The sequence below is a fragment of the Micromonospora sp. NPDC005979 genome, assembly GCF_040614415.1.
In the GTDB taxonomy this organism is placed as follows: Bacteria; Actinomycetota; Actinomycetes; order Mycobacteriales; family Micromonosporaceae; genus Micromonospora.
Window position 1 is genome coordinate 179,212 of sequence record NZ_JBEXUR010000005.1, and the last position, 26,719, is coordinate 205,930.

Consider the following 26,719-nt stretch of genomic DNA (forward strand, 5'->3'; position numbering starts at 1 on the left):
CTGCACGCCGGCCGTCGGTCACTCCTCATCCTCGTTGGAGGAACGATGGGTACACGGCTGCCTCGCCGATTCCGCAGTCCCGTCCTGGGCGCGCTCGCGCTCGTCCTCACCGTCGGCTTCTGGGCCGATCCGGCCGACGCCGCCGCCGAGCAGGAACCGGGCGTCACCCTGCGCGTCTACGACGTCCAGGTGCCGCTCTCGGAGATCTGTACGCTCAAGCCGGCGCAGACCCCCAACGTGGACAAGCTCATGTCCACGATCAACTGGACGTCGGCGGCCGACTTCGGCTTCGACGACAACTTCGTCTCGCAGGTGCTCGGCAACATCACCGTCACCCAGGCCGGTAGCTACACCTTCCGGCTCAGCAGCGATGACGGGTCCAGGCTCACGATCGACAACACGGTCGTCGTCAACCACGACGGCCTGCACGGCGCCACCCCGCCCAAGGAGGGCACGGTCACCCTCGCCGCCGGCCTGCACCCGCTGCGCATCGACCACTTCGAGCGCGGTGGTGACCAGCAGATCACGCTGGAGTGGCGGACGCCCGGCTCGTCGTCCTTCGTGGTCGTACCGAACTCGGCGTTGAGCACCGACGCCGGTGTCGTCCGGGTCACCGCGCCCGGACGCAAGGAGTGCGAGGGTGTCAGCGACACCCCCGGGGACGGCCTGCCGCTGACCGGCGTGCACCCCGGTTACACGCTCACGAACCTGCGGCCCAGCGGCTTCCAGCCGAAGGTCACCGGGATGGACTGGCTGCCCGACGGGCGGCTCGTCATCAGCACCTGGGGTGGCAGCGACCAGTCCGGCACCTCCCAGGACGGCGAGGTGTACATCATGGGCGGCACCGGCGGCGCGACGAGTCCCGGGGCGGTGACCACCAAGAAGATCGCCGGCGGGCTCAAGGAGCCGATGGGGCTCAAGGTCGTCGACGGGGTGGTGTACGTGTCGGAGAAGCAGCGGTTGACCCGGCTCGTGGACACGACCGGCGACGAGGTGGCCGACCGTCTCGACACCGTCGCGACCTGGCCGTACGGCGGCAAGTTCCACGAGTTCGCCTTCGGTCTGCTCTACCAGGACGGGTTCTTCTACGTGAACCTGTCGGTGTCGATCGACTACGGCGGCGCGACCACCGTGCCGCAGCCCGCCGCCAACCGGGGCACCACCATCAAGGTCAGCAAGGACACCGGTGCGGTCAGCTACGTCGCGGGCGGCCTGCGCACCCCGCACGGCATCGGGTGGGGCCCGGAGGGCGGCATCTTCGTCACCGACAACCAGGGCGGCTGGCTGCCGTCGTCGAAGCTGGTGCACATCAAGCAGGGCCGTTTCTTCAACCACTACACGACCCCGGCCGGCCCGTTCGACGCCAAGCTGGTCACCCCGCCGGTGCTGTGGATGCCGCAGAACGAGATCGCCAACTCGCCCAGCACACCGCTCTACCTCACCAGCGGGCGGTACGCCGGCCAGTTCGTCATCGGCGACGTCACCTACGGCGGTCTCCAGCGCGCGAACGTGGAGAAGGTCAACGGCGAGTACCAGGGTGCGCTGTTCCGGCTCACCCAGGGCCTGGAGGCGGGCGTCTCCGAGGTCAACCTCGGCCCGGACGGCGCGATCTACGTCGGCGGGCTCGGCGCGGGCGGCAACTGGGGGCAGACCGGCAAGCTGACGTACGGGTTGCAGAAGCTCACCCCGAACAGCGCCAGCACCTTCGAGATGCTGGCCATGCGCGCCACCAGCACCGGTTTCGAGGTGGAGTACACCCAGCCGGTCTCGGCGGAGACCGCCGCCAACCTCGCGTCCCACTACAGGATCAAGCAGTGGCGGTACGTGGCGACGTCGGCCTACGGCGGGCCGAAGGTCGATGAGGAGACGTTGACCGTCACCTCGGCCACCCTGTCGGCGGACGGGAAGAAGGTCAGCCTCGTGGTGGCGGGTCGTAAGGCCGGTCGGGTGGTGTACCTGCGCTCGCCGCGCCCGTTCACCTCCACCAGCGGCCAGTCACTGTGGAGCACCGAGGCGTGGTACACGCTCAACTCCATCCCGGGCAGCCCGCCGCCACCGATCGGCGGCACCATCACCGGCGTCGGCGGCAAGTGCCTGGACGTCGACAACTCCGGTTTCGCCGACGGCACGAAGATCCAGCTCTGGACCTGCAACGGCACCGCCGCCCAGTCCTGGACCCGGGTCGGTGACACGTACCGGGTGCTGGGCAAGTGCCTGGACGTGGACAACGCGGGCACCGCGAACGGCACGAAGATCCAGCTGTGGACCTGCAACGGCACCGGCGCGCAGGTCTGGCAGCCGCAGAGCGACGGGTCGATCCGCAACCCGCAGTCCGGCAAGATCATGGAGGCCGCTGGCGGCAACACCGGCGACGGCACCCAGATCCAGCTCGGCACGTACGCGGGCAGCGCCCACCAGAAGTGGGTGGTCAGTAGCGGGGTAACCGGCTGACCTCGGACGAAGGGGCGTGGTCTGACCGGCGGGTCAGGTCACGCCCCGTCTCGTGAGCCGGATGGGGATTGATGCTCAGCGGAACAGCACCGGCCGGTTCCCCCGGGCGCCCACGAGGTGGCCCCGGATGTTGATGTCCTCGATCGAGTCGGTCTCCCCCACGCCTCGGGTGGTCAGGTCGGTCAGCACACCGTTGCGCCAGCGGAACGGGTGCCACGCGGCGGTGGTGGTGGCGCTCTGGCCCACCACCTCACCGCGGTCGTTGATCGCGGTGGCGCGGCTCCATTCGCCGCCGAGCGTGCCGAGGTCGGTCAGTGTCCCGTTCTGCCAGCGGAACGCTCGGCCGTTCGCCGCCCCCACCACCTGGCCCCGGTTGTTGACCCCGAGGGCCTCGCTACCGATCTGGGTCAAGACGCCGTCGCGCAACCGGCCACCGACGCAGGTGCACGGGTAGTCCTGCGGCGGCACGTTGAACCCGCCCACCACGTCGCCCGCGTTGTTGAAGTCGGCGGTGAACTCGTAGAAGTACTCCCGACCCAGGTCGGTGAAGACCCCGTCGCGCCACAGGAAACGGTGCCGCATGTCGTCGGCCGGATCGCTGGTGCCGAGCACCTGCCGCCGGTCGTTGACGCCGATCGCCACACTGTTCTCCCCGCCCAGGGTGCCCAGGTCACGGAGGTGGCCGTCGCGCCACAGCACCGCGCGGGTCAGGTAGTCCGAGCCGAACGAGGTGATCGCCACGTCACCGAACTCGTTGACGTCCACGGCGGAGGAATCGGTGTCACCCGGCAGCACGCCCAGGTCGGTGATGACGCCGTGTCGCCAGAGCACGGCGTGCCGGGCGCCGCCCGCGACCGTGCTCCAGCCGACGATGTCGCCGCGATCGTTCATCGCCGTCGCAGCGCCGTCACCTCCGCTCAGGGTGCCGAGGTCGACGACCCGATAGCTGTGCGGGGACGCGACGGCGGGAGCGGGAGCGAGGGTGATCAGCGCGACGACGGTCGTCGCTGCGGTCAGCAGGGGACGCGGGGACACCATGGACGCCAAGGCGACGCTCCTCGGATCGGAGCGGCGACGACCCGGCGGGCGGGCGCGGGACAACCGCCACTGCGCGTTCGATCGGTTACGCACAGTAGATCCGGTGTCGTGGCGGCACGCCAGGGACCGAACGGTCACCGACGCATCAGGCGCGCGTCGGTCAGGGGCCGTGCGGCAGGGGCTGCGCCAGTGCCCGCAGATCCGCCGGGAGTTGGGCCAGGGCATCGGAGAATTCCCGGTGCCCGACCACCCGGTGCATCGTCTCCAGCACCGCCCGCACGCCCCGCTCGGCCCCGGCCCGGTCCGTGCCGGCGCGATCGGCGACGCGGCGCAGGAACTCGTCGTACCCGAATGTCTCGGGCGGTTCGGCGGCCTTGACCAGCAGCGGACCCAGCTCGTCGGCCACGTGCGGGGCGAGGGCGGTGGCCTCTCCCCCGCTGAGACGCTCGGTGAGCGTCCGCAGCACGGCCTCGGTCAGCGGGCGTGCCTCGGCCGGCGGAATACCCGCCCGTGCCGCCACCTTGTCGACGAACGCCAGTTCGGCCATGGACCCGCCCCTTCCGTCGCCGGAACGCGTGGCTACCCGGGCCGGACGGCGACAAACCCGGGAGGCGCCGGCCCGGCGGCAAACCCCGCGAGGTGCCGGCCCGGCGGTTCTGCCGGTTGCGCCGCGCCCCACCCGCCGCGTCTCGTACCGTGAGGTCGGACCGGGACCATGGTGGCCGCCCCGACGGGCGGCCCGGGCCGCAGGAGGAGCAGATGGCGGTCGACCTGCCCGACGTGATCGACCGGTACTTCCGGGCCGTCGGCGAACGGGACGTGGACGCCTTCGTCGCCTGCTTCGCGGACACGGCGAGCGTGGCCGACGAGGACCGGCTGTACGACGGCCGTCCGTCCATCCGCTCCTGGCGGGAGCGATCGATGGCGCAGTACTCGTACACCGCCGAGCCGGTGCGGGTCACGCCCCAGGCCGGCGACTCCTACCTCGTTCTCACGCGGGTGTCGGGCGACTTCCCGGGCAGCCCGGTCGAGCTGCGGTACCGGTTCACGCTGCGCGACGGCCTGATCGGCGCCCTGGACATCCGCCCGTAGCGACCGCGCGCCATCTGTCAGGAGGAGATGCCGTGCCACGAGTCTGGCTCGTCACCGGGTGCTCGCGAGGGCTCGGCCGGGCGCTCGCCGAAGCGGTGCTGGCCGACGGGGACCAGCTCGTCGCGACCGCCCGCAATCCCGCGCAGCTCGCCGACCTCGCCGCCCGGTACGGCGACCAGGTCCGGGCGATCGCGCTCGACGTCACCGATCCGGCCGCCGCCCGGGCGGCCGTACGCGCGACGGTGGACGCTTTCGGCGCGCTGGACGTCCTGGTCAACAACGCCGGGTACGCCGACGTCGGCGCGATCGAGGACATGTCCGACGACGCCTTCCGGGCGCAGATCGAGGCCAACTTCTTCGGGGTGGTCAACCTGACCCGCGCCGCCCTGCCGGTGCTGCGGGAGCAGGGGCGCGGGCACGTCGTGCAGATCTCCAGCGTCGGCGACCGGGTCGCCAGCACCGGCCTGGGCGCGTACCAGTCCGCCAAGTGGGCGGTAGCCGGCTTCTCGGCGGTGCTCGCCACCGAGGTCGCCCCGTTCGGCATTCGGATCACCACGGTCGAGCCCGGCGCGCTGCGCACCGACTGGGCGGGCGCGTCGATGAGCATGTTGCCGACCAGCGAGCCGTACCGGCCGGTGATCGAGCCGGTCGTCGAGCGGATGCGCCGCACCAGCGGGAACCAGCCGGGCGATCCCGCGAAGGCGGCGCGGGCGATCATCGAGATCACCCTCGCCGACGACCCACCCGCACGTCTGCTCCTCGGCACCGACGCCGTGGCGGCCGCCGCGACGGTCGGCCAGGCACTCGCCGCGTCGGACGCGCGGTGGCGCGAGCTGAGCGAGTCCGTCGCGTTCGACCCGGGGTCGTGACCTGTCCGCCGTCGCACAGTGGCCGCACCTTCTTGATCAACCGCCGAACGGAGGACACGGCGGACCGGCCATCGGATGACATGATGTTCCGACAACGGCCGACGCGACGAGAAAGGGTGCTGCTGTCCGATGGCGCACTTCGAGGCCCGCACGTCCACGGCACCCGGGCGGATCGTCGTCACGCTGACCGGTGAGTGCGACCTGGCGGCCCAGCCCGAGCTGACGACCGTGCTGTCCGCGGCGGTACGGGCCGCCGCGGTGGTGGTGGTCGACGTCGGCGGGCTGCGGTTCCTCGACTCCACGGGCCTGCACGGCCTGGTGACCGCCCACCAGGCGGCGCGCGCCGACGGCCGGCACCTGTACGCGGTCAACGCCTCCGGCCCGGTCGCGACGGTCCTCGACATCACCGGCGTGGGCAACCTGCTGCGTCCGCCCACCGACGACCCGCGGCTGGGGGGCTGATGGCGGCCGACCGACCCAACGCGCACACCGTGGCCGAGGAGCCGCCGTCCGCCCCGCGCACCGACGCGATGGCGTACGAGGTGGCGGCCGACCTGCGGGCGCTGCGCACGTTCGTCTGCCAGGGCGCCACGGCGCGGGGCCTGTCGGCCGAGCGCGTGGAGTTGCTGGCGCTCGCGGTCAGCGAGCTGGCGACCAACACGTTGCAGCACACCACCGGCGGCGGCCGGGTTCGGCTCTGGGCCGAGGGTGACCAGGTCTTCTGCGACGTCGTCGACCAGGGCCCGGCGCGGACGCTCGGCCGGGAGATGCCCGCCGCCAACGCGGTACGCGGTCGCGGGTTGGCCATCGTCGAGCAGATCTGCGACGAGGTACGGGTGTTCACCGCCGGTGAGGGCACGGTGGTCCGGATCCGACTGTCGCGGTGAGCCGGGCGCTGATCAGGGCAGCACGCGGACGGCCAGGGTGCACGTGTCGTCGTCCGGGCTGGGGTGGTGCAGCAGATTCCGCAGCCGCGCGAGGGTCTGCTCCCCCGGCGTCGCGCTGAGCGCGGACAGGGTGGCGCTCACCTGCCGCAACCGGTCCTGCTCGGGCGCCCGGCGCTCGACCAGGCCGTCGGTGTAGAACAGCACGAGGTCGTCGGGGCGCAGTCGCGCGGTGAGCACCGGGTACGTCGAGTCGACCATGGCGCCCAGCAGCAGACCCGGAGGGCTTTCGAGCGGGTCGGTCCGACCGGCACGGGACAGCAGCGGCGCCATGTGCCCGGCCCGGCCCCAGCAGAGCGACCGGGTGGCCGGGTCGTACACGGCGACCACCGCCGTGCCGGTGATCGAGAGCTGACCGCAGAGTCGGTTGAGGTGCCCGAGCAGCACCGACGGGTCCCCGATGCCGATCGACAGCCAGGACACCAGGGCGAAGCGCAGGTGCGCCATTCCGCTCGCCGCGTCCAGTCCGTGACCGGCGACGTCGCCGACGGCGAGCACGACCGTGCCGTCCGGCAGGGCCTGCGCGTGGTACCAGTCACCGCCAACCTGCGCCGTGTGCTCGGCCGGCAGGTAGTTGACCACCGCCTCGATGCCGGGCAGGGCGAACGTCTCGCGGGGCACGGGCTGGATGAGGTTCTGCAACTGCCCGGCGAGCCGGTGCTCGGCCAGCGCGGTCAGCTCCCGCGTCCGCAACTGGTCGTTGAGCCGTTCGATGGCGGTACGCGAGTCCACCCGCGCGGTCACGTCCTGCACCACGGCGTGGATCTTCAGCGGTACGCCGTCCGCGTCCCGCGACACGTCGGAGAGGATCCGCAGATGCCGCACCCCGCCGGTCGTCCGGAACCGGACCGTCACGTCGGAGGACTCCCCACCCTCCAACGTCTGCCACGCCGCCTCGCGCAGCAGGTAGTCGTCGGGTAGCAGGGCGGCTGTCTGCTCGGCGCGCGACAGCGGCCCGAGGGCGGGATCCCGCTCGAAGATGCGGTACATGCCGGGTGACCACTGACTGACCCCGCTGGCCAGGTCGTACTCGGCCCAGCCGAGGCTGCCCAGCAGCTCGGTGCGATCCAGGCGACGGCGGTCCTCGTCGAGCCGCTGCCAGGACACCAGCAGGCCGTCGAGGACGCGGTGCACCTCGATGTCGAACAGCGAGTCGGCGACGACGCCGGCACGCCTCTGGACGTACCGGAAGTCGGCCAGGCGGCCGGACGACCCGGAGGTGAACACCCGTTCGTAGAGCTGCCAGAGCGGCCCGTCGACCATGCTGGGGTACAGCTCGCTGAGGCAGGCGCCGACGCGGTCGACGCCCCGACCGTAGATGTCCGGGCTCTGCCCACTGGTGGCCTCGATCCGCCAGTCGGCGAAGGCCCGGTGGTCGTCGGGCACCGGCACCAGCCAGGTGCACCCGGCCGGGACCACCGCGAGGATCTCCCGGACGACCGCCTCGACCGGCCGCGTCGCTCCGGCGGGCGCGCCCGGACCGTCCTGGTCCGCCATGGCACGAAGCCTAGTACGCACCGCTGTCCGAGCTACCCCATGGTGGCGCGGGCAGCGGTGTCGATGAGGTCGGCGACCGGGCCCGGTTGCGAGACCGCCACCGCGTGCGACCCCTCGACCTCGACCACGGTGGACCCGGCCCGCTGCGCCAGGAAGCGTTGCAGGTCCGGCGGGATGCCCTGGTCCTGGGTGCTGATCAGGGTCCACGACGGGATGGTCTTCCAGGCCGCCTTCTTCACGGACCCGGTCTGGGCCATCGCGGAGGCCGGTCGCTGGGTGACCGCCATCAGCTCGGCGAGCTCGGGGTCGACGTCGGCCGCGAACACGGCCGGGAACATGTCCTGCTTGATGTACTGGTCCATGGCCGTCCCGCCGTCGGGCAGCGGGAAGGGAACCATCTCGATGGACGTGACGAGCTGACTGCCCGGGTACTTCATGACCAGGTCGACCACGCTCTCGCCGACGTCCGGGCTGATGCTGGCGACGTACACCAGGGCCTTCACGTTCGCGGCGCCGTCCGCGGCCTCGGTGATCACCAGCCCGCCGTACGAGTGCGCGACCATCACGACCGGACCGTCGACGCTGTCCACGACGGAGCGGGCGTACGCCGCGTCCCCCTGCACATCGCGCAGCGGGTTGGCCACGGCGATGGCCGGATAGCCCCGGCGCTTGAGGTTCGCGATCACCCCGTTCCAGCTCGACGAGTCGGCGAAGGCCCCGTGCACGAGCACGATGGTGGGCAGCCCCGCCTGCTGGCCGGACGCGTCAGAGGCACTCATACGGCATCACCTTTCGTGGCATAGAGCCAGTATTCGGGATCAATCAGACTCCTGCCGGCGGTTTCCTGAGACGGGCGGGCGCGCCGCCGCGCCGATGCGCCCGCGTCCGGGCGGTGCGGCCTGCCACAATGCGGTCAGTCCGGACGGTGACGCCGGGAGCGGGAGACCGGGAGGACGGCGCCATGCCGGACAGCGCACGCGAGGCGGAGTTGCTCGACGCCGAACGCACCCTGCAGGCCGTGCAGCGGGCCGGTGACGCGGACGCCCTCGACCAGTTGCTTGTCGACCAACTGATCGCGATCGGTCCCGACGGCCGTAAGCACACCAAGGCGGAGGATCTCGCCGCGCACCGGGACCGGACCTCGGTCGTCGAGGAGCTGACCGAGGAGGAGTTGGACCTGCTCGTCGTCGGGTCGACCGGTGTGACGTTCTGCCTGGCCCGGGTCGCCGGGACGTTCGACGGCGCCCCGTTCAGCGCGCGCCTGCGCTACACCCGCACCTGGGTGCACGACGACCTCCACGGGTGGCGGGTGCTCGCCGCGCACATCAGCCAGGTCTGAGCGCCGGTCAGCTCACGGTGGCGGTGACCGGGCCGACGCGCAGCACACCGTCGTGCAGGGGCGTGCAACGGACGCCGCCCGTGGTGCGCAGCGCCTTCCAGGCGCCCGGGCCGACCGTGACGTCCATCCAGGCGCAGGGGCGCGCGGCGCGGTTCACCCGCAGGCCCACGGGGCCGTCGCCGGAGTCGAGCACGAGCACCCGGCCGATCAGCTCGTCCACGGCGAGGCCGGTGGTGAGGATGTTGCGGCGGACCTGCGCCAGCCCGATGCCGGCCGGCAACGACTCCTGGGCGATCACCGTGACGCTGGCGTCGCGGTGTGCCGCTTTGGCGAAGTAGCGGTCGCCGACGATGCCGAGGCCGGCCCGGATCTGGACGGCGTCGACCAGCTCGCCGGGTGGCGCGGGTGCCGGACCGTCGCTGGGCCGGCCCAGGAAGCGGTGCACGGGCGAGGCCAGCAACTCGACGATCTGCGCCATGGCAGGGATTCTACGAACCGGAAGGTGCCGCCGGGGCACGCTCCGGCCCGACCCGGCTCAGACCGCCAGGGCCGCGCGTACGTCCCGCTCCGCCGTGACTCCCCCGTCGCCGTGCGAGGTGACCCGGCCGGATTCGAGGACGTGGTAACGGTTCGCCACCCGCAGCGCGAACCCGAGGTGCTGCTCGACGAGCAGCACGCTGAACCCGGACTGCCGGGTCAGCTCGACGATCCGCTCCTGGATCTCGGCGACCACCGACGGCTGGATGCCCTCGGTCGGCTCGTCGAGCATGAGCAGCCGCGGCCGGGTGATCAACGCACGGGCGATGGCGAGCTGCTGACGTTGACCGCCGGAGAGCAGCCCCGCCCGCCGCCGCAGCAGCGGGCGCAGCGCCGGAAACAGGTCCAGCACCTCCGCCGTGGCCACCGCGCCGTCCCGCCGGCCGTCGGCGACCAGGCGCAGGTTCTCCGCCGCCGTGAGGTGCGGGAAGCACTGCTGGCCCTGCGGCACGTACGCCATCCCGCGTGCCACCCGCTCGTGCGGCGCGAGCCGGGTGACGTCCTCACCGTCCAGCTCGACCGTGCCGGCGGTCGGGCGCAGCAGGCCCGCCGCGAGCCGCAACAGGGTGCTCTTGCCGGCGCCGTTGTGCCCGAGCACCGCGGCCACCCCGTCCGGCGGGACGGCGAGGTCCACCCCGTGCAGCACCCGGGACCGTCCGTAACCGGCGTGCACCCCACGCAGGGTCAGCATCATGCCTCCAGAGGACTGGGGACCGACCCGGCGTCGACCGGGTGGCCAAGGTAGACCTCCTGCACGCGCGGGTCCGCCTGGACCTGCGCCACCGTGCCCTCACTGAGCACCTTGCCCGCGTGCAGGACGGTGACGCTGCGCGCGAAGCGACGCAGGAAGTCCATGTCGTGCTCGATCACCACGACCGTGCGGTCGCGGCTCACCGTCTCCAACAGGGTGCCGGTGGCGTCGCGCTCCTCGTGGCTCATCCCGGCGACCGGCTCGTCGAGCAGCAGCAGCCGGGCGTCCTGCACCAGCAGCATGCCGATCTCCAACCACTGCTTCTGGCCGTGCGCGAGCGTGCCGGCGAGCTGGTCGGCCCGGCCGGTCAGCCCGATGGTGTCCAGCGCGGCGGCCACCTCGTCGGGGATGCCCCGCCGTCGCCGGGCCAGGGTGACCCAGCTCCGGCGCGCGCCGGCCGCGATGTCGAGGTTCTGCACGACCGACAGCTCCTCGAAGATCGTCGACGTCTGGAACGTCCGTCCGACCCCGAGGCGGCTGATCCGGTGCACCGGGCGACCCAGCAGCTCCTGGTCGCCGAAGCGGACCGAGCCGGTCGCCCGCACCAGGCCGGTGATCGCGTCCACGAGGGTGGTCTTGCCCGCGCCGTTCGGCCCGATCAGGAACCGGATGTCCCCGGCGGGCACCTCCAGCGAGACGCCGTCGACCGCGGTGAAACCGTCGAAGCTGACCCGCACGTCACGGACGGACAACCCGTCCAGTCGCTCCTCGCTCATGCCGGGCTGGCTGGGCATGCGCTCATGGCCCTCGCTGCGCTCGGTGCGTTCGCTCATGCCGGGCTGGCTGGGCATGCGCTCATGGCCCTCGCTGCGCTCGGTGCGTTCGCTCATGCCACCTCCACCTCCGCTCGGTCGGCGCGTCGCCGGGCCAGCGGGAACCACCCGCGCCGGCTCGACGCGGGGTCCGCGTCGCGGCGGCGGGCCAGCGCCCACAGCGACGCCAGGCCGCCGGGCAGGAACGCCACCACCACCACGAAGAGCAGACCCTGCAGGTACGTCCAGGTGCCCGGGAAGCGTTCGGAGAGGGCGGTACGCGCCCAGGCCACCGCGACCGCGCCGAGCACCGGCCCGAGCAGCGTGGCCCGACCGCCCACCGCGACCCCGATGACGAACTCGATCGACGGGACGATGCCGATCAGGGCGGGCGAGATGATGCCCACCGCCGGCACGAACAGCGCGCCGGCGAGGCCCGCCATACCCGCCGCCACCACGTAGGCGACGAGCTTGACCGACGCCGGGTCGTAGCCGAGGAAACGGACCCGCTCCTCGCCGTCGCGCACCGCCACCAGCAGCTCGCCGTAGCGGCTGTGCATGAGCTGGCGGGCCAGGGCGAGCAGCGCCAACAGGACGCCGGCGATGATGAAGTAGACCATCCGCTGGTTGACCGGGTCGTCCAGGTCGTAACCGAAGAAGCCCTGGATGTCGGTGAGCCCGTTGGTGCCGCCCGTGGTCCCCTGCTGACCGATCAGCAGGATCACCATGGCGGCGGCGAGGGCCTGGCTGAGGATGGCGAAGTACGCGCCCCGCACGCGGCGGCGGAACACCAGCGAGCCGAGCCCGAACGCGACGGCCATCGGCAGCAGCACCGTGGCGGGCAGCGCGAACCACGGGCTGGCGAACGGCCGCCACCACACGGGCAGTTCGTCGAGCTGCCCGTACAGCTGCATGAAGTCGGGCATCCCACCGGGACCCGCGTCGGCGAGCTTGAGGTGCATGGCCATCGCGTAGCCGCCGAGGCCGAAGAAGACGCCCTGGCCGAGGGTGAGCATGCCGCCCCGGCCCCAGGCGATGCCGATGCCGACGGCCACCATGGCGACGCAGAGGTACTTGGCGAGCAGGGCCAGCCGGAAGTCCGACAGCGCCAGCGGCGCGACGGCGAACAGCAGCGCCGCGCCGAACGCGAACCCGGCCAGCGTACGCAGCCGCGAGCGGCCACCGGGCCGTCTCGGTGGCACGGCGTCGGCCGGAGCCGGTGTGCTGGCGGTGCTCGGCGGCGCGGGTGTCACGGCGGTCATGCGAGGCTCCTGGTCCGCAGGGTGAACAGGCCCTGTGGTCGCCACTGGAGGAACGCGACGATCGCCACGAAGACGATCACCTTGGCGACGCTGAGGGTGGTGAGGTACTCCCCGGTGGCCTGGAGCACGCCGAGGGCGAAGGCGACGATCACGCTGCCCTTGAGCTGGCCGATCCCGCCGACGACGACGACCAGGAAGGCGTCGATGATCAGGTTGGTGCCCATGGTCGGGCCGATCGGGCCGAGGAGGGTGAGCGCCACCCCGGCGAGCCCGGCCAGGCCGGAGCCGATGAAGAACGTCGTCCGGTCGACCCGGGCGGTGGGGATACCGGACACCGCGGCGAGGTCGCGGTTCTGCACCACCGCGCGGACCCGACGTCCCAACGGGGTGAGCCGCAGCGCCAGGGTGAGCGCGGCGACGGCGGCCAGCGCCAGGGCCAGGATGAACAGCCGGTTGTTGGCGACGGTCAGCCCGCCGGGCAGCGCCACGTTGCCGGTGAGCAGGTCCGGCGCGCGGGTCTGCACGTTCGGGCTGCCGAAGACGTCCCGGGCGAGCTGTTGCAGCATCAGGGACACGCCCCAGGTGACCAGCAGGGTGTCCAGCGGGCGGGCGTAGAGCCGACGGATCAGCAGGATCTCCAGCAGCACACCCATCGTGCCGGCGACCACGAACGCCACCGGCAACGCCACCAGCAGCGACACACCGGCCCCGCTGATGCTCTGTTGCAGCACGTACGTGGTGTAGGCGCCGGCCATGATGAACTCGCCGTGGGCCATGTTGATGACGTTCATCTGGCCGAAGGTCAGCGCCAGCCCGAGCGCGATGAGCAGCAGCACCGCGCCGATGCTGATGCCGGTGAAGAGTTGACCGAAGAGGACTGTCACGGTGGGTACTCCGTACTGCTGGTCGGGGGGCCCGAGCGGAGGCGCGTCGTCGCGCCACCCGCCCGGGCCGGCGTCGTCAGCTCAGGCCGCTCGCCCACGGGTAGGTCTTGAGGTACGGGTCCGGCGCGACCGGCTTGCCGGAGTTCCACACCTCGGTGATCAGACCGTCCGCGCCGATCTTGCCGATGCGGGCGGTCTTGGCGATGTGCTGGGTCTTGCCGTCGACGGTGACCAGGCCCTCCGGCGCGTCGAAGGTGATCCCGTCGGACGCGCCGCGGACCTTCTCGACGTCGAACGCGCCGGCCTTCTCGACCATCGCCTTCCACAGGTAGACGCTGACGTAGGCGGCTTCCATCGGGTCGCTCGTCGGCTTGTCCGCGCCGTACTTCGCCTTGTACGCGGCCACGAACTTGCTGTTCGCCGCGCCGGGCGTGGTCTGGTAGTAGTTCCAGGCGGTGAGCTGACCCTCCAGGTACTGGGTGCCGATGCCCTTGACCTCCTCCTCGGCGATGGACACCGACACCACCGGCATGGCGGCGGCGGTCAGCCCGGCCGACTTGTACTCCTTGAAGAAGGCCACGTTGCTGTCACCGTTGAGGGTGTTGAAGACCGCCTTCGCGCCGGACGACTTGACCTTGTTGACGATCGTGCCGAATTCGGTGGACCCGAGCGGCGCGTAATCCTCGCCGACCACGGTCATCCCGTTCGCCGCCGCGTACGCCTTGATGATTTTGTTGGCCGTTCGGGGGAACACGTAGTCGCTGCCGACCAGGTAGACCGACTTCGTTCCCTGGGACTTGAGGTAGTCGAGCCCGGGGACGATCTGCTGGTTGGTCGTCGCGCCCGTGTAGAAGATGTAGGGCGACTGTTCCAGGCCCTCGTACTGCACCGGATAGAACAGCAGCGCCTTGTTCTTCTCGAACACCGGCTTGACCGCCTTGCGGCTGGCCGACGTCCAGCAGCCGAAGACAGCGGCGACCCGGTCCTCGGAGATGAGCTTCTCGGCCTTCTCGGCGAAGGTGGGCCAGTCCGACGCGCCATCCTCGCCGACCGGCTGGATCTTCTTGCCGAGGACCCCACCAGCCGCGTTGATCTCCTCGACGGCGAGCATGATCGAGTCGCGGACGGTGACCTCGCTGATCGCCATGGTGCCGGAGAGTGAGTTGAGCAGGCCCACCTTGACGGTGTCGCCGGAGACGTCGGCGGTGACGCCGGCCGTGCCGCCCTCGTCATTGGTCTTGCTGCCGCACGCGGTCATGGCTGCCGCGGCGACGAGGGTCATGGCACCCGCCAGGATGCGGCGGCTCCAAAGAAGTGACATCTAATCTCCCTGCGGTGCACTCAAGTAGCGAAAGGACGGTCGGTGCGGTCCGGTGGAGCTGACGTTGGCGATGCCGAGGTCGACGGGTGGACGTCGCCGGTGGTCATCGCATCGGGTACGGGCACGCAAAGCGTCGACCGACATGATTGCGTGAGTGTTTCCCAGTCCTTAATTGACTGTTTCCCCGACGCCTGGAGAGGGCGCACGCCACAATGGCCGACATCGCGTTCGCACGACGATGCCGGCAGTGATTAATTCGGGTGAGGAAAGGGCCACCACAATGGTCGGCGGACAGATTTCCGCCGACGGTGGACACAATCGCGGTATCCGGCCCCCGAGCCAGATACTTCACGCAGGAAGTATCTTAGGGCCGAGCCGGGTGGACCTGTCAAGCGTCCGGACGGGCGGTCAGAGCTGGGCGAGCACGGTGAAGTCCAGACCGTCGGCCTCGGCGAGGTAGATCCGCTGGCGCACGTGCCGCCGACGCAGCCGCAGCCGACCGCGCGGCCCGTGGTACGCCACCGAGTCGGCAGCCGTCTCGATCGCCCGTACGTCGAGAGTGCGGGCCTGCGCGATCAGGGCGGCGAGCAGCATCACACCCTCGTAGCAGGACTCCCCCAGACTGCCCAGCGGCGGCGCCTCCACCCCGAACCGGCGGGCGAACTCGCCGTGGAAGTCCAGGTTCTCCTGCGTCACCAGACCAGCGAAGAAGCCCGCCGTGCTGTAGAGCCGCCGCGTCGCGCCCACACCGCTGGCCAGCAGCATGTTCTCGTCCATCAGGGTGCTCAGCCGCAGGCAGCGCTGGTCCATCCCGGCCCGCCCGAACGCCCGGTTGAACCGCACCGCGTCCGCGCCGACGAGCAGCATCACCACCGCGTCGGCCTCGCTGCGCTCGATCTGGCGCAGCACCTCGTCGAAGTCGTGCGTCTCCAACGGCAGGAACGCCTGCCCCACCACCCGACCACCGCCGCGCAGCGCGTACCGCTGGGCCGCCCGCGCGGTGCGCCGGGGCCACACGTAGTCGTTGCCGACCACGAACCAACGGCGGACGCCCTGCTCGCCCGCGAGCAGCCGCATGGCGGGCCACAACTGGGCGTCCGGCGTCTCGCTGGTCAGATAGACCCCCTCGGTACGCTCACCGCCCTCGTACAGGGCGGTGTAGACGTACGGCACGCGGTGGGCGACCCGGGGCGCGAGCGCCTGCCGCACCGAGGAGATGTGCCAACCGGTCACGCCCTGCACGGCGCCCACCGACACCAGCGCCTCGACCTCGGCGGCCACCTCGGCGGGCGGGGCGCCACCGTCGACCGGCACCAGCCGTACCTCCCGGCCCAGCACCCCGCCGCAGGCGTTGATCTCCTCGACCGCGAGTTGGGCGCAGAGTTCGCAGGTCGGGCCGAACATTCCCGCCGGACCGCGCATCGGGTACACCAGCGCGATGCTGACCACGGCCCGATCGACGGTGAGCCACGGCGGTGCCGGCGCGGACATGAGCACATGATTGCCCGGACAACGACGCAAAACCAGACCTCACCACGGACCGGGACGACTCGCTACGATGACAGGGCCACCGGCCCAGGGAGTTCCATGTCAGACGTGCCCGGGGCGCCAGCCGACCTGCTGCGCTCGCTCACCCGCGCCGAACGGCTGCTCTCCCGCCGGTTGGCCGCCGTCCTGGCCGACGACGAGCTGACCACCGAGGCGTGGCGGGTGCTCTGCCTGCTCGCCGACGGTCAGGGCCACCCGATGAGCGAGGTGTCCGCCGAGGCCTCGCTGCCACCGGGCACCCTCACCAAGCTGGTCGACCAACTTGTCGACCGCAACCTCGTGTTCCGCCGGATCGACGTGCTGGACCGCCGACGGATCCGGGCCTACCTGACTGCCCGCGGCCGACGCGAGCACGCCCGCATCGACGAGCGGGTCCGGGCCAGCCTCGCCGAGGTGGGCGTACCGGCCGACACCGCCCTGCTCGACGACCTCGCCGAACTGATCGCCCGCCTCGACCCGGCCGGTCGCCGCGACCACGCCGAGGCGGCCGGCCCGCGCCGCTGACGTCGGGCTCACTCCACCTTGGTGAGCAGCGGCTTGCCCTTCTCGACGACGTACGTGGCCAACTCCACGGCCACCCCGTCGCCGACGTTGCGGGCCTGGTGGTGGACCCCGTACGGCACGGTCAGGGCGTCACCGACGTTGCACACCACCGGCGGCTGACCGTCGAGGGTGTACTCCAGTGACCCCTGGAGCACGCAGATGATCTCCTCACCGGGGTGGAAGTGCTTGAACGGCGGCGAGTCCGGCGTGAACTCGACCCGACTCTGCACGACCTCCCGGCCCTCGATGCTGAGATCGTGCCGCTGAAGATCGACGCGCCACAGCCCGGGAGCGCCCTCCACGGCTGTCGGACTGATGCCCTCGGGTCGAGCCTTGCCACCCATCACGGCCTCCTGTGAGCCCTCCGGCAACCGACGATCGCACCTTCGAAGACTAGGAGCATTCCGATCCGGCGGGGCCGAGATGCCGCATAACGGCGTCGGGGTTCAGGCCATGACCAGAGCGTGCAAGGAAGGGCCCCTTCCTAACGCCTGGTGTATAAGAAGGGGCCCTTCCTAACGGGATCAGCCCTGGACGCTCGCGCCCACCCGCGTCGCCGAGGTGGGCGCGCAGCGTGTGCGCGTCGGGCGCGGTGGCGCTCCACAGCGTCGCCGGACCACCGGCCAGGGGCAGCCGCGCGAGCGTGCCGTCGACCATCGCGGGCTCGGCGGGGCGCGACGGGTCCACCACCAGCAGCGACCCGGTGGCCGCCGCGCCGCCGAGCACCGCCGGGCCGGCCCAGCCGGGCGCGCCGGGCCCCACCGCCAGCGACTGGCGCAGCAACGGCCGGCCGTCGTAGTCGACCCGGGTGTGCACGACGGCGGCGCCGGGCGTCTCGCCGTACCGGCCGCAGATCACCTCGTCCCGCCAGCTCAGCCGCGCGCCCGGGGCCAGCTCGATGCGGGACTCGGCGAGGTGCGCGCAGCCGGCCGCCGCGACCAGTTGCTCGGGCAGCCAGTGCAGTGCGCCGCCGTCGTGCACCACGGCGCGTACCGCCATCCGCGACACGGCGCCGGGCCGGCCGGGCAGGGCGACCGAGGCGGCGACGCTGTGCACCCGCACCGCCGCCCCCGGCCCCACGTCGATCTCCAGCCGCAGGTCGTCGCCGGCGAGCGGGCCGGCCGCCCCGCCCACCACGTACACGGTCACCACGCGACCGTCCCCGGGCGTCTGCCGCAGCAGCAGCGGCGTCTCGCCGCGCAGCTCGGTCAGGGTCGTCCCGCCCCGACCGTCGGCGCGGGCCACCACCCGGGCGAACGCGCGCATCAGGCCGGGCCGGCCTGCGCGGCGATCGGGTGCAGGGCCGCGTGGTGCGCCAGCTCGTGGCGGATCCAGTCGGCGACCCGACCGGCCGTCGGGTCCCCGACGATCGACAGGAACACGGTCGGCAGGTCGCCGCGCCGGGCCCGCGCGTCCCGGTCCATCACGGCCAGGTCCGCGCCGACCATGGGCGCCAGGTCGGTCTTGTTGATCACGAGAAGGTCGGCGGACGTGACCCCGGGGCCGCCCTTGCGGGGCACCTTGTCCCCGCCGGCCACGTCGACCACGAAGATCTGCCGGTCCACCAGGCCCCGGCTGAACGTGGCGGTCAGGTTGTCCCCGCCGCTCTCGACCAGCACCAGGTCCAACGGGCCGACCGCCTCGGCCAGCTCGTCCACGGCGTCGAGGTTGGCCCCGATGTCGTCGCGGATGGCGGTGTGCGGGCAGCACCCGGTCTCCACCGCGCGGATCCGGATCGGGTCCAGCACGCCGGCCCGCTTGAGGAAGTCGGCGTCCTCGGTCGTGTAGATGTCGTTGGTGACCACGCCGAGTCGCAGTTCCTCGGCGAACGCCCGGCACAGCGCCGCCACCAGGGCGGTCTTGCCGGACCCGACCGGCCCGCCGATGCCGACGCGCAGCGCCCGGCCGGCCCGCGCGAGCGGCGGATGCGGGTCCACCCCCGGCTCGGGGTGGGTGTGCGGAACGGTCTCGTCGTGCGGATCGGCAGTGGGCGCAACGGTCGGCGAAACGGTGTCAGGACGCAAAGAGACGCACCTCCCAGGTGGCATGAGCTTCGGCGTAGATGTCGGCAAGGGGCGCGGCCGCCGCGGGCAGCCGCTCGGGTGGATCGTCGGCGGCCCGCGCCGCGTCGGCGGCGGTGCCGTCGCAGAGGTCGGTGAGACCGACCAGCAGGGCCTGCACCTGGTACGGGTCGAGGCCGAGCAGGCGTACGCCCGCACTGGCCGCGCCGGTCACCGTCCCGTAGGCGGCGACCGTGGCGGTCTCGGCGCGGCTCAGGCCGGCGGCGGCGCAGAGCAGCCCGAGCACCAACGGCTGGTGCGCTCCCTGCGGTGTCGCGGGCAGGTCGTCGAACGGGCCATCCGGCCAGATGGCCCGGCCGGCGCGCAGCAGGGCCCGGCCCTGGCGGCGGGACACCCCCCGCAGCGCCGGCGACGCGGTCCGGGCGTCCAACTCCGCGTCGAGCCGCGCCAGCGCGTTCCGGCGCGGGCTGTCGTCGGCCGGCGCTTCCCCGCGTACGGCGGAATCAGCCGCCACCGCCCCGCGTACGCCGGGACCGGTCGGCGTGGTCGCGCGCCGCGCGGGATGGCCGAGGCCGACCGAGCGCACGGTGGGGCCGACGCTGGCCGGCGTCACCGTCCGGTGCGCCGCCGCCGCGAACGCCGCGCCAACCAGCCCGGCGGTGGCCAGCCGGCCGACGAGGAACGCCTCCAACGAGGCCAGGTCGGTGACCCGGCCGGCGGCGACGGCGGCCTCCAGACCGCCGGAGTGCGCGTGCGCGCCGGCCGGGAAGCGACCGTCGGCGAGCAGCAGGAGCAGGCTCGGCGTCGGCATCAGAACAGGAAGTACCGCTGGGCCATCGGCAGGCGGGGCACCGGATCCGGCTCCACCACCTCCCCGTCGATCCGCACGGTGAAGGTGTCCGGGTCCACCTCGATCCGGGGCATCGCGTCGTTCTCCGGCAGGTCGGCCTTGCCCCGCGAGCGCACGTCCGCGACCGGCACCACCCGTCGCCGCACGTCCAGGCGCAGCCCGGCGTCGAGGGCGGCCGGCGCGACGAACGCCAGGCTGGTGGCCGCCGCCGCGACGCCGTAGGCCCCGAACATCGGTCGCGGCAGCATCGGCTGCGGCGTGGGGATGGAGGCGTTGGCGTCACCCATCTGGGCGTACGCGATCATGCCGCCCTTGATCACCAGGTGTGGTCGTACGCCGAAGAACGCCGGGTCCCACAGCACCAGGTCGGCGAGTTTGCCCGGCTCGACCGAGCCGATCTCGCCGTCCAGCCCATTGGCCATGGCCGCGCAGATGGTGTACTTCGCCACGTACCGCCGGGCCCGGTGGTTGTCGGCCGCCCCGTCGCCGGGCAGCGCGCCCACCCGCTCCTTCATGACGTGCGCGCTCTGCCAGGTCCGCAAAATCACCTCGCCCACCCGGCCCATCGCCTGCGCGTCGGAGCCGATGATGGAGATCGCGCCGAGGTCGTGCAGCAGGTCCTCGGCGGCCATCGTGGACGGTCGGATGCGACTCTCGGCGAAGGCCAGGTCCTCCGGCACGGACGGGTTGAGATGGTGGCAGACCATCAGCATGTCCAGGTGCTCGGCGAGGGTGTTGGCGGTGTACGGCCGGGTCGGGTTGGTCGACGACGGCAGCACGTTGGGCTCGCTGGCCACCGTGATGATGTCCGGCGCGTGCCCGCCTCCCGCGCCCTCGGTGTGGTACGAGTGGATGGCCCGACCGCCGATCGCCCGCAGCGTGTCGGCCACGAACCCGGCCTCGTTGAGGGTGTCGGTGTGGATCGACACCTGCACCCCGGAGGCGTCCGCCACCCGCAGACAGGCGTCGATCGCCGCCGGGGTGGTGCCCCAGTCCTCGTGCAGCTTGAAACCGCCCGCGCCGGCACGCAACTGCTCCCACAGCGCCTCTTCCGAGACGGTGTTGCCCTTGCCGAGCAGCAGCACGTTGACCGGCATCGTGTCCAGCGCCTCGTGCATGCGGGCCAGGTGCCAGGCGTTCGGGGTGACGGTGGTGGCCCGGGTGCCCTCGGCGGGGCCGGTGCCACCACCGACGAGGGTGGTGACGCCGCTGGCGAGCGCCTCGGTGACGATCTCCGGGCAGATGAAGTGCACGTGGGTGTCGACGGCGCCGGCGGTGAGGATGCGGCCGTTGCCGGCGATCACCTCGGTGGCCGGGCCGATGACCAGGTCGGGGTGGACACCGGGCATGGTGTCCGGGTTGCCGGCCCGGCCGAGGGCGACGATCCGCCCGTCCCGCAGGCCCACATCGGCCTTGACGATCCCCCAGTGGTCGAGCACCACCGCGCCGGTGATGACGGTGTCGAGGGCGCCCTCGGCGCGGGTGGCCCGCGACTGGCCCATCGACTCGCGGATCACCTTGCCGCCGCCGAAGACCGCCTCGTCGCCGCCCACGCAGTGGTCCGTCTCGACCTCGATCAGCAGGCTCGTGTCGGCCAGCCGGATGCGGTCGCCGGTGGTGGGCCCGTACAAATCGATGTAGCGGTCCCGCCGCACGGCGCTCACCGCGCCGACCCGTCGGTCGTCGGCGCGTCGGTCGTCTTCGCGGCCGGTGACGCGGTGTCCAGTGGGCCGGCGCACTCGCCCCGTAGGCCCGGCACGACGCGCGCGCCGCCGAGCGGCACCAGGTCGACGCTGCGGCTCACGCCCGGCTCGAACCGGACCGAGGTACCCGCCGGGACGGCGAGACGCTGCCCCCAGGCGACGTCGCGGTCGAAGGCCAGGGCCGGGTTGGCCTCGGCGAAGTGGTAGTGCGAGCCGACCTGCACCGGACGGTCGGCGGTGTTGACCACGACCAGGGTGGTCACCGGTCGGCCCACGTTGATCTCCACCGGGCTGGCCGCCGGCAGGATCTCCCCGGGGATCACGGGATCGGGTGGTGCACCGTCACGAGCTTGGTGCCGTCCGGGAACGTGGCCTCCACCTGCACCTCCCTCAGCAGCTCGGGGATGCCGTCCTGGACGTCGTCGCGGCCGAGCACGGTCCGGCCGGCCGACATGAGGTCGACCACCGACCGCCCGTCCCGGGCCCCTTCGAGCAGGAAGGCGGTGATGATCGCGACGGCTTCGGGATAGTTGAGTCGCAGGCCGCGCTCGCGGCGGCGCCGGGCGACATCGGCCGCGACGTGGACGAGCAGGCGGTCCTGCTCGTGCGGGCTGAGAAACACGGGATTCTCCGGTGGGGATCGGCGTGGTCGGCTCGCCGTCGGCTCCGCGCTGAGCCACGCCCGGGCAGCACCACCCGGGGTACGAGCTGGGATCACACGACCGCCGTGACGACCGTCGACGGGGTGGCCCGGGACTCCACCATCCCGGCCCGCACGACGGACACCCGGCGGTGTCGGTCGGATGCGGACCGCACCGCCCACCGCTTCAGCAGACCGTAGAGGATCGCCGTCGGGCGGGGCAACAGTGTGCCCGGGATGAGAGATCACGCCGTGGGCGGCCCCGGCGTCGGAAAGTCGACTCGCCCGCACGCCGCCCCACGTTTCGCAGTGCCTCCCCCCACGAGCGCGTCGATGGAATCATGACGGGTGCGGCCCGCCCAGTGCCGCGCATCTATCCACAGTGGAGGCAACCGTTGGGCGAGTCCCCGCCCCCCGCGCCGACGACCGGCAACAGCGACGACCGCCGGCTCCGGACCCTCGCCGTGATCGGTGTGGCGGCCAACGTCCTCGGTGTGGTGACCGCCGTCGAGAGCTGGCTCAAGCGGGACGTGCTGCTGTTCGCCCTCACCCTGACGGCGGTCCTGGTCCTCGGCGGGTTCTGGCTGTGGCGTCGGCGGACCCGCGTCGCGATCGCCCTGCTGGCGCTGGGCTGCCTGCTGCTCGGCGGTGTCCTGGCGACCCAGCTCCGCCACCCGTCGACGCCGCCACCCACCGCTGGCGCACCGTCGACGTCACCGCCCGCCGCCGGAGGGCCAACGGGGGCCGCGACGCCGAGCGCCAGCCCGGCCGCACCGCCCACCGGCCAGACCACCCCGACCCCCGGGGGTACGACGGACCCCGACGCGCCCCGCACCCTCGTCGACCGGAACGTGGTGCTGCCCCGGTCGGCCGCCGTCGACGTCGACCAACCGGATCAGCCGGTCGTCCCGAACCACTCCGACGGCGCGACGGACGGGCTCGACCTCTACCACGACTGGGGCGATCTCCGTTCGGACAACATCCAGGTCGCCAACACGCCGAGCGTGTACCAGTACTCCGGCGGCAACCCCGGCCAGGCGTACGCGGGCTGCGTCGCGTCCGCCACCGGCTCGGCGCGGGCCTTGTTCACGCCCGGCGCCGACTGGTGCTTCCGCACCTCGGAGGGGCACCTCGGGTTCGCCACCATCACCAACGACAGCCGTGCCGACAAGGCGTTCGTGGTCCACGTCGTGGTGTGGGACGCCACGGGCAGTTGACGCTGCGCCGGGTAGTCGTTTCCGCGAGACGTCACTGCGGGGGATGATCGCTCGATGACCGCGACGAGGCGTACGGGCGCACTGATCGGCGCACTGCTCCTGGCGGTGACCACCGTCGGGGTATGGCTGCTCTGGCTGGGCTGGGACACCGGTTACACGGTCGACGCGCGGACCGGGACGACCAGCGGTCCGTACGAAGCGTGGCAGGTGATCGGCTGCGTGCTGACGCTCGTGCTGCTGGCCGCGTTGGCCGGGTGGCGACTCAGCCCGTGGCTGGTGGCGCCCGTGATGACTGTCGCCTTCACCGCTGCCTGGTCCCGCCAGGCGGCGTCGCGCGACGACAGCGGGCTGTGGGTTGTGGGAGCGGTCCTGGTGCTGGTCGGGATGGCGGTGGGCAGTACGGCGGTGAGCCTCGCCGTCCGGCAGGTTGCCGGTGGCCGGGTTGGCCGTCCCGCCTAGGACGCATCCCGACGACCTCGCACCGGCTCGTTGGTCGGCGCCCGTGTGGACACGCGCCCCGCGAGGCGAACAAGGAAACCCTGATCATGCCGACGAACACACCTCGTCGCTTCGAGGCTGCGGTGGTGTGCGGCATGCTTGGTGCCGACGTGAATTGGTGCGACTGGGCGACCTGCTCCGCCTGCACCCGCAGGCTGTCTACGAGCAGTACGGCCGGCACCGCGATGGCCTGCACACTGCGGCCGAGCAGCATCGTGAACTGGCGCGGCGCGGGAGCAGGTGTCGCCGGACTCGTTGCGACTCAGCAGGAGTTACGCGTGATCAATGCCAGCTACAGGTATCAATTACGAAAGACCAGATGCCTGGTCGCTGGAATCGAACGGACGGGGCGTGTGCACGAGGCCGCTGAGCACAACCGTCAATCCTCGCTCGAATTCCTGGCCGGTGAACTCGGCGCCGACTGGGGCCAGTTTCGAGAGGGTAGGGAGTGCGTCGGGTGCGAGCGCTGCCACACGTTGGGCGGCGTCGCCGGCATCCTTCTCGCGCGATAGCCGGCCAGCTAGTTCGTTCTGCGCGATGCCCATGACGAAGGCAGAGACGGTCCGGAATGCGACGAACAGGTCGACGCCGTCCATGCCTCCGCGTGCCAGCGCTGCCGCGAGGGCCTCGGCTGGCGCGAGACTGGCGCGGGAGGAGGTGCGGCGGGTGAGTACGAGCGGGATGACTGCGGGATGCGCGCGGAACGTTCGCCACAGGGCCGTGGCCACCGCGCGCGTGTCGGCCACCCAGTCGTCGGTTGGCTCCGGTATCTCGACGAGGGCGGAGACGGCGTCGACCACGAGTTCCTCGAGGGCTTCACGGCTGTCGACGTAGTTGTAGAGGGTCATGGCTCCCGTCTGCAGGGACGCCGCGAGAGAGCGCATGGTGAGCCCGACGAGACCGTCCCGGTCGACGATCGCCAGCGCGTGTTGCTGGATATCCACGAGGGTGAAACGGGCTCTCATGCTGGCTACTCCCGGCTTAGGTACGGCGTACGTATCTCAGGCTACTATACGTACAACGTACGTAAGTAGAGGAGAGTTCGGTGACCATCACGAGAACGAGGGGCCTGCCGTCCCAAACCGGCCACAGGGGCGGAACCGACTTCCGCGACCTTGTTCGACACCAGGACGACGCGTTCGTTGCTTTCGCCTGCACCCTGACCGACGAAGAGTGGGAGCGACCCAGCCTCTGTGCGGGCTGGACGAACAAAGACGTACTCGCCCACCTCGTGCTCGGCCTGCGCCTACCGCCGCCCCGACTGCTGCTCGCGATGGCGCGGCGGCACTGGTCGTTCGACGCGGCAAACGACGTCCTCAGTCGCGAGTACGCCAGCGGGTGCACCGCTCGGGAGTTGATTGACGCGTTCGACCGCGCGCGGGCGCGCCCGAAAGGTATCGGACGCCTACTGCCGGCGCCGCTGATGCTCGGTGACCACGCCGTCCACCACCTCGATATCGCGCTCGCGCTCGGCCGGTCCGGCGTCCTGTCGCCGCAGGTGACCGACGCGGTCCTCGCCGTCGAGACGCGCGTGCCCAACCCGTTCATTCCGGCGGCCGCGCGAGCCCGGGGCATCGCGTTCCGCGCCACCGACACCAACTGGTCACGTTCGTCGGGGCGGGACCTCGAAGTGCTCGGCACCGCCGAAAACATCATCTCCGTCCTCGCCGGCCGACACCACGCCATCCCCGACCTGACCGGCAGCGGTGTCGCCACCCTGACAAGCCGACTCTGAGACGGGACCGGCCTCATGTGGCCCAGTTGCCTCGCGCCGGGCCCAGCCCTCGGCGCGAGGTGTCCCAGATCACTTGACACGTACGGCGTACGCGAGACAGGCTTACGTACGTTGTACGTGTCTTGTTCGGGGCGCACGAAGTGCCGCCCCACGCAATCGACAGACGGATCCCGGCCGGCTGGCCCATTCAAGAGCACAGCGGGGCCGGGGCAATTTCACTCTCCTTCAGAGGACTGCATGTTCAGTATCGACAAGGAACTTTTCGAAGCCGCAAACGCGATCGCAGCAGCCGCCCCACCCACGCCGCCGGTCGTCGATGACTGGAAGACGCGGCGGGCGAACATCGACGCCCTCTACAACGGACTGGCTGCCGTCGCCACACCCGACGACAGTATTGAGATCGTGGACTTCACCGTGCCGTCTTCGGACGGGCACGCTCTTCCGCTACGCCTGTACAAGCCGGAGAACCCGCCGAACGCACTTGTTGTTTATGCCCATGGAGGCGGTCTCATCGCCGGTAGCCTCGACGGCTACGACCACGTTTGCCGCCGCTACGCCTCGGAGGCCGGGGTAGCGATGATCGCGGTCGACTACCGCCTGGCACCCGAAGCGCCGTTCCCAGCCGCGGTCGAGGACTGTGTCACCGCGGTCCAGTGGGCGATCGCGCACGCCGCGGAGCGGGTACCCGGGGCCCGCGTCGCGCTCATGGGCGACTCCGCCGGAGGCGGTCTCGCCGCAGCGACCGCGCTGGTGTGTCGCGACCGTCAGATCGGGCCCCTGGCCGCGCAAATCCTGATCTACCCGATGCTCGATGATCGCACCGCAGTCGCCGACCCGGCGGTCGAGCCGTTTCTTGCCTGGTCGGTGGCCGACAACATCACCGGTTGGCGGGCCTACCTGGGCGACACGTACGGCACGGACGACGTGCCGGCCTCCGCTTCCGCCGCCCGCGCAGACTCACTCCACGATCTGCCGACGGCATACCTCGAAGTCGGCCAACTGGATCTCTTCTGCGCGGAGACGGTCGCCTACGCCACGCGGCTCATGGAACACGGTGTGCCCGTGCACCTGTCGGTGCGCCCCGGCGCATTCCACGGTTTCGACCAGCTCGCGCCCAACTCCCGCATCGCACAGAGCACGTTCGCGGACCGTGTCGCCTTCCTTCAGGGCCTTTAACACCGACCGCTCGCTGGCCCACATGTCAACTCCCCTGACCGTCAGAACCAC

At 71.7% G+C, this 26,719-nt stretch carries 30 protein-coding genes; 11 read left to right on the forward strand and 19 right to left on the reverse strand.

Going from position 1 to position 26,719, the window contains the following annotated elements; translation table 11 throughout:
* Positions 1 to 45: 45 nt before the first annotated feature.
* Positions 46 to 2,451, forward strand: coding sequence for a ricin-type beta-trefoil lectin domain protein (locus ABZ272_RS11230; RefSeq protein ID WP_355049772.1), 2,406 nt, complete (start codon positions 46 to 48; stop codon positions 2,449 to 2,451).
* 75 nt (positions 2,452 to 2,526) lie between these two features.
* On the opposite strand, the gene ABZ272_RS11235 is transcribed toward ABZ272_RS11230, so the two are convergent.
* Positions 2,527 to 3,489: a hypothetical protein gene (locus tag ABZ272_RS11235; RefSeq protein WP_355049912.1), complete on the reverse strand. Its 963-nt coding sequence runs from the start codon at positions 3,487 to 3,489 to the stop codon at positions 2,527 to 2,529.
* Between the two features lie 160 nt (positions 3,490 to 3,649).
* Positions 3,650 to 4,036, reverse strand: coding sequence for a DUF2267 domain-containing protein (locus ABZ272_RS11240; RefSeq protein WP_355049773.1), 387 nt, complete (start codon positions 4,034 to 4,036; stop codon positions 3,650 to 3,652).
* A 212-nt stretch (positions 4,037 to 4,248) separates the two neighbouring features.
* Here ABZ272_RS11240 and ABZ272_RS11245 point away from each other — a divergent pair, with 212 nt between their 5' ends.
* The 4 genes from ABZ272_RS11245 (at position 4,249) to ABZ272_RS11260 (ending at position 6,337) form a co-directional block, all read left to right on the forward strand.
* Positions 4,249 to 4,581 carry a nuclear transport factor 2 family protein gene (locus ABZ272_RS11245; RefSeq protein ID WP_355049774.1) on the forward strand — a complete coding sequence of 111 codons (333 nt, stop codon included), beginning with the start codon at positions 4,249 to 4,251 and terminating at the stop codon, positions 4,579 to 4,581.
* 32 nt (positions 4,582 to 4,613) lie between these two features.
* Positions 4,614 to 5,450, forward strand: a complete 837-nt coding sequence (locus tag ABZ272_RS11250; RefSeq protein ID WP_355049775.1) for an oxidoreductase — start codon at positions 4,614 to 4,616, stop codon at positions 5,448 to 5,450.
* 129 nt (positions 5,451 to 5,579) lie between these two features.
* Positions 5,580 to 5,912 (forward strand): STAS domain-containing protein, encoded by a 333-nt coding sequence (locus tag ABZ272_RS11255; protein ID WP_355049776.1) that lies wholly within the window; start codon positions 5,580 to 5,582, stop codon positions 5,910 to 5,912.
* Positions 5,912 to 6,337 carry an ATP-binding protein gene (locus tag ABZ272_RS11260; RefSeq protein WP_355049777.1) on the forward strand — a complete coding sequence of 142 codons (426 nt, stop codon included), beginning with the start codon at positions 5,912 to 5,914 and terminating at the stop codon, positions 6,335 to 6,337. The genes ABZ272_RS11255 and ABZ272_RS11260 overlap by 1 nt, the downstream gene beginning before the upstream one ends.
* Positions 6,338 to 6,349: 12 nt before the next feature.
* Here ABZ272_RS11260 and ABZ272_RS11265 read toward each other — a convergent pair whose 3' ends face one another.
* Both ABZ272_RS11265 and ABZ272_RS11270 read right to left on the reverse strand, forming a co-directional pair.
* Complete coding sequence (locus tag ABZ272_RS11265; RefSeq protein WP_355049778.1) at positions 6,350 to 7,891, reverse strand: SpoIIE family protein phosphatase; 1,542 nt, start codon at positions 7,889 to 7,891, stop codon at positions 6,350 to 6,352.
* Positions 7,892 to 7,923: 32 nt separating this feature from the next.
* Positions 7,924 to 8,670, reverse strand: a complete 747-nt coding sequence (locus ABZ272_RS11270) for an alpha/beta hydrolase (RefSeq protein ID WP_355049779.1) — start codon at positions 8,668 to 8,670, stop codon at positions 7,924 to 7,926.
* Between the two features lie 182 nt (positions 8,671 to 8,852).
* Between ABZ272_RS11270 and ABZ272_RS11275 the strand changes: the two genes are divergently transcribed.
* The gene (locus ABZ272_RS11275) at positions 8,853 to 9,230 is read left to right on the forward strand and encodes a nuclear transport factor 2 family protein (protein ID WP_355049780.1); all 378 of its coding nucleotides are present in this window, start codon (positions 8,853 to 8,855) and stop codon (positions 9,228 to 9,230) included.
* 7 nt (positions 9,231 to 9,237) lie between these two features.
* Here ABZ272_RS11275 and ABZ272_RS11280 read toward each other — a convergent pair whose 3' ends face one another.
* The 7 genes from ABZ272_RS11280 to ABZ272_RS11310 all read right to left on the reverse strand — a co-directional run bounded on the left by ABZ272_RS11280 (position 9,238) and on the right by ABZ272_RS11310 (position 16,228).
* Positions 9,238 to 9,708 (reverse strand): molybdenum cofactor biosysynthesis protein, encoded by a 471-nt coding sequence (locus ABZ272_RS11280; protein WP_355049781.1) that lies wholly within the window; start codon positions 9,706 to 9,708, stop codon positions 9,238 to 9,240.
* Positions 9,709 to 9,765: 57 nt separating this feature from the next.
* Positions 9,766 to 10,461, reverse strand: a complete 696-nt coding sequence (urtE, locus tag ABZ272_RS11285; RefSeq protein WP_355049782.1) for an urea ABC transporter ATP-binding subunit UrtE — start codon at positions 10,459 to 10,461, stop codon at positions 9,766 to 9,768.
* Complete coding sequence (urtD, locus tag ABZ272_RS11290) at positions 10,458 to 11,348, reverse strand: urea ABC transporter ATP-binding protein UrtD (RefSeq protein WP_355049783.1); 891 nt, start codon at positions 11,346 to 11,348, stop codon at positions 10,458 to 10,460. Before urtD ends, urtE begins: the two co-directional genes overlap by 4 nt.
* Positions 11,345 to 12,532, reverse strand: coding sequence for an urea ABC transporter permease subunit UrtC (gene urtC / locus ABZ272_RS11295; RefSeq protein WP_355049784.1), 1,188 nt, complete (start codon positions 12,530 to 12,532; stop codon positions 11,345 to 11,347). The genes urtD and urtC overlap by 4 nt, the downstream gene beginning before the upstream one ends.
* Positions 12,529 to 13,416 carry an urea ABC transporter permease subunit UrtB gene (gene urtB / locus ABZ272_RS11300; protein WP_355049785.1) on the reverse strand — a complete coding sequence of 296 codons (888 nt, stop codon included), beginning with the start codon at positions 13,414 to 13,416 and terminating at the stop codon, positions 12,529 to 12,531. Before urtB ends, urtC begins: the two co-directional genes overlap by 4 nt.
* A gap of 76 nt (positions 13,417 to 13,492) precedes the next feature.
* On the reverse strand, positions 13,493 to 14,737 hold the full coding sequence (gene urtA / locus ABZ272_RS11305; RefSeq protein WP_355049786.1) for an urea ABC transporter substrate-binding protein: 1,245 nt from the start codon (positions 14,735 to 14,737) through the stop codon (positions 13,493 to 13,495).
* Positions 14,738 to 15,145: 408 nt separating this feature from the next.
* On the reverse strand, positions 15,146 to 16,228 hold the full coding sequence (locus tag ABZ272_RS11310) for a substrate-binding domain-containing protein (protein WP_355049787.1): 1,083 nt from the start codon (positions 16,226 to 16,228) through the stop codon (positions 15,146 to 15,148).
* Between the two features lie 96 nt (positions 16,229 to 16,324).
* On the opposite strand from ABZ272_RS11310, the gene ABZ272_RS11315 reads away from it, so the two are divergent.
* Positions 16,325 to 16,789: a MarR family transcriptional regulator gene (locus tag ABZ272_RS11315; RefSeq protein WP_355049788.1), complete on the forward strand. Its 465-nt coding sequence runs from the start codon at positions 16,325 to 16,327 to the stop codon at positions 16,787 to 16,789.
* Between the two features lie 8 nt (positions 16,790 to 16,797).
* On the opposite strand, the gene ABZ272_RS11320 is transcribed toward ABZ272_RS11315, so the two are convergent.
* Genes ABZ272_RS11320 through ABZ272_RS11350 form a run of 7 tightly spaced genes read right to left on the reverse strand, consistent with a single transcriptional unit; the run spans position 16,798 to position 22,024 of the window.
* Complete coding sequence (locus tag ABZ272_RS11320; RefSeq protein WP_355049789.1) at positions 16,798 to 17,172, reverse strand: cupin domain-containing protein; 375 nt, start codon at positions 17,170 to 17,172, stop codon at positions 16,798 to 16,800.
* Between the two features lie 49 nt (positions 17,173 to 17,221).
* Positions 17,222 to 18,094 carry an urease accessory protein UreD gene (locus ABZ272_RS11325; protein ID WP_355049790.1) on the reverse strand — a complete coding sequence of 291 codons (873 nt, stop codon included), beginning with the start codon at positions 18,092 to 18,094 and terminating at the stop codon, positions 17,222 to 17,224.
* Positions 18,094 to 18,852 carry an urease accessory protein UreG gene (ureG, locus tag ABZ272_RS11330; RefSeq protein WP_355049791.1) on the reverse strand — a complete coding sequence of 253 codons (759 nt, stop codon included), beginning with the start codon at positions 18,850 to 18,852 and terminating at the stop codon, positions 18,094 to 18,096. Before ureG ends, ABZ272_RS11325 begins: the two co-directional genes overlap by 1 nt.
* Entirely contained in the window at positions 18,842 to 19,660 is an 819-nt protein-coding gene (locus ABZ272_RS11335; protein WP_355049792.1) for an urease accessory UreF family protein, read from the reverse strand. The genes ureG and ABZ272_RS11335 overlap by 11 nt, the downstream gene beginning before the upstream one ends.
* A complete protein-coding gene (locus tag ABZ272_RS11340; protein WP_355049793.1) occupies positions 19,660 to 21,363 on the reverse strand; it encodes an urease subunit alpha in 1,704 nt (567 codons plus the stop codon). Before ABZ272_RS11340 ends, ABZ272_RS11335 begins: the two co-directional genes overlap by 1 nt.
* Positions 21,360 to 21,725: an urease subunit beta gene (locus ABZ272_RS11345; RefSeq protein WP_355049794.1), complete on the reverse strand. Its 366-nt coding sequence runs from the start codon at positions 21,723 to 21,725 to the stop codon at positions 21,360 to 21,362. Before ABZ272_RS11345 ends, ABZ272_RS11340 begins: the two co-directional genes overlap by 4 nt.
* The gene (locus ABZ272_RS11350; RefSeq protein WP_222957358.1) at positions 21,722 to 22,024 is read right to left on the reverse strand and encodes an urease subunit gamma; all 303 of its coding nucleotides are present in this window, start codon (positions 22,022 to 22,024) and stop codon (positions 21,722 to 21,724) included. Before ABZ272_RS11350 ends, ABZ272_RS11345 begins: the two co-directional genes overlap by 4 nt.
* 413 nt (positions 22,025 to 22,437) lie before the next feature.
* Here ABZ272_RS11350 and ABZ272_RS11355 point away from each other — a divergent pair, with 413 nt between their 5' ends.
* Together ABZ272_RS11355 and ABZ272_RS11360 are read left to right on the forward strand one after the other, a co-directional pair.
* The gene (locus ABZ272_RS11355) at positions 22,438 to 23,259 is read left to right on the forward strand and encodes a hypothetical protein (RefSeq protein WP_355049795.1); all 822 of its coding nucleotides are present in this window, start codon (positions 22,438 to 22,440) and stop codon (positions 23,257 to 23,259) included.
* A 54-nt stretch (positions 23,260 to 23,313) separates the two neighbouring features.
* Positions 23,314 to 23,718 carry a hypothetical protein gene (locus tag ABZ272_RS11360; RefSeq protein WP_355049796.1) on the forward strand — a complete coding sequence of 135 codons (405 nt, stop codon included), beginning with the start codon at positions 23,314 to 23,316 and terminating at the stop codon, positions 23,716 to 23,718.
* Positions 23,719 to 24,062: 344 nt separating this feature from the next.
* Here ABZ272_RS11360 and ABZ272_RS11365 read toward each other — a convergent pair whose 3' ends face one another.
* Positions 24,063 to 24,722 (reverse strand): TetR/AcrR family transcriptional regulator C-terminal domain-containing protein, encoded by a 660-nt coding sequence (locus ABZ272_RS11365; RefSeq protein WP_355049797.1) that lies wholly within the window; start codon positions 24,720 to 24,722, stop codon positions 24,063 to 24,065.
* Positions 24,723 to 24,802: 80 nt separating this feature from the next.
* On the opposite strand from ABZ272_RS11365, the gene ABZ272_RS11370 reads away from it, so the two are divergent.
* Positions 24,803 to 25,492, forward strand: coding sequence for a maleylpyruvate isomerase family mycothiol-dependent enzyme (locus tag ABZ272_RS11370; RefSeq protein WP_355049798.1), 690 nt, complete (start codon positions 24,803 to 24,805; stop codon positions 25,490 to 25,492).
* A gap of 237 nt (positions 25,493 to 25,729) precedes the next feature.
* Entirely contained in the window at positions 25,730 to 26,668 is a 939-nt protein-coding gene (locus tag ABZ272_RS11375; RefSeq protein ID WP_355049799.1) for an alpha/beta hydrolase, read from the forward strand.
* The last annotated feature ends 51 nt before the right edge of the window (positions 26,669 to 26,719 follow it).

Coding starts and splice junctions, on each gene's coding strand:
- ABZ272_RS11260 (WP_355049777.1), top strand. CDS start 5,912: ATGGCGGCCGACCGACCCAACGCGCACACCGTGGCCGAGGAGCCGCCG.
- ABZ272_RS11375 (WP_355049799.1), top strand. CDS start 25,730: ATGTTCAGTATCGACAAGGAACTTTTCGAAGCCGCAAACGCGATCGCA.
- ABZ272_RS11310 (WP_355049787.1), bottom strand. CDS start 16,228: ATGTCCGCGCCGGCACCGCCGTGGCTCACCGTCGATCGGGCCGTGGTC.
- ABZ272_RS11270 (WP_355049779.1), bottom strand. CDS start 8,670: ATGAGTGCCTCTGACGCGTCCGGCCAGCAGGCGGGGCTGCCCACCATC.
- ABZ272_RS11255 (WP_355049776.1), top strand. CDS start 5,580: ATGGCGCACTTCGAGGCCCGCACGTCCACGGCACCCGGGCGGATCGTC.
- ABZ272_RS11275 (WP_355049780.1), top strand. CDS start 8,853: ATGCCGGACAGCGCACGCGAGGCGGAGTTGCTCGACGCCGAACGCACC.
- ABZ272_RS11240 (WP_355049773.1), bottom strand. CDS start 4,036: ATGGCCGAACTGGCGTTCGTCGACAAGGTGGCGGCACGGGCGGGTATT.
- ABZ272_RS11265 (WP_355049778.1), bottom strand. CDS start 7,891: ATGGCGGACCAGGACGGTCCGGGCGCGCCCGCCGGAGCGACGCGGCCG.
- ABZ272_RS11315 (WP_355049788.1), top strand. CDS start 16,325: ATGTCAGACGTGCCCGGGGCGCCAGCCGACCTGCTGCGCTCGCTCACC.
- ABZ272_RS11360 (WP_355049796.1), top strand. CDS start 23,314: ATGACCGCGACGAGGCGTACGGGCGCACTGATCGGCGCACTGCTCCTG.
- urtA (WP_355049786.1), bottom strand. CDS start 14,737: ATGTCACTTCTTTGGAGCCGCCGCATCCTGGCGGGTGCCATGACCCTC.
- ABZ272_RS11230 (WP_355049772.1), top strand. CDS start 46: ATGGGTACACGGCTGCCTCGCCGATTCCGCAGTCCCGTCCTGGGCGCG.
- ABZ272_RS11320 (WP_355049789.1), bottom strand. CDS start 17,172: ATGGGTGGCAAGGCTCGACCCGAGGGCATCAGTCCGACAGCCGTGGAG.
- urtE (WP_355049782.1), bottom strand. CDS start 10,461: ATGATGCTGACCCTGCGTGGGGTGCACGCCGGTTACGGACGGTCCCGG.
- ABZ272_RS11365 (WP_355049797.1), bottom strand. CDS start 24,722: ATGAGAGCCCGTTTCACCCTCGTGGATATCCAGCAACACGCGCTGGCG.
- urtD (WP_355049783.1), bottom strand. CDS start 11,348: ATGAGCGAACGCACCGAGCGCAGCGAGGGCCATGAGCGCATGCCCAGC.
- ABZ272_RS11280 (WP_355049781.1), bottom strand. CDS start 9,708: ATGGCGCAGATCGTCGAGTTGCTGGCCTCGCCCGTGCACCGCTTCCTG.
- ABZ272_RS11235 (WP_355049912.1), bottom strand. CDS start 3,489: ATGGTGTCCCCGCGTCCCCTGCTGACCGCAGCGACGACCGTCGTCGCG.
- urtC (WP_355049784.1), bottom strand. CDS start 12,532: ATGACCGCCGTGACACCCGCGCCGCCGAGCACCGCCAGCACACCGGCT.
- ABZ272_RS11335 (WP_355049792.1), bottom strand. CDS start 19,660: ATGCCGACGCCGAGCCTGCTCCTGCTGCTCGCCGACGGTCGCTTCCCG.
- ABZ272_RS11245 (WP_355049774.1), top strand. CDS start 4,249: ATGGCGGTCGACCTGCCCGACGTGATCGACCGGTACTTCCGGGCCGTC.
- ABZ272_RS11325 (WP_355049790.1), bottom strand. CDS start 18,094: ATGCGCGCGTTCGCCCGGGTGGTGGCCCGCGCCGACGGTCGGGGCGGG.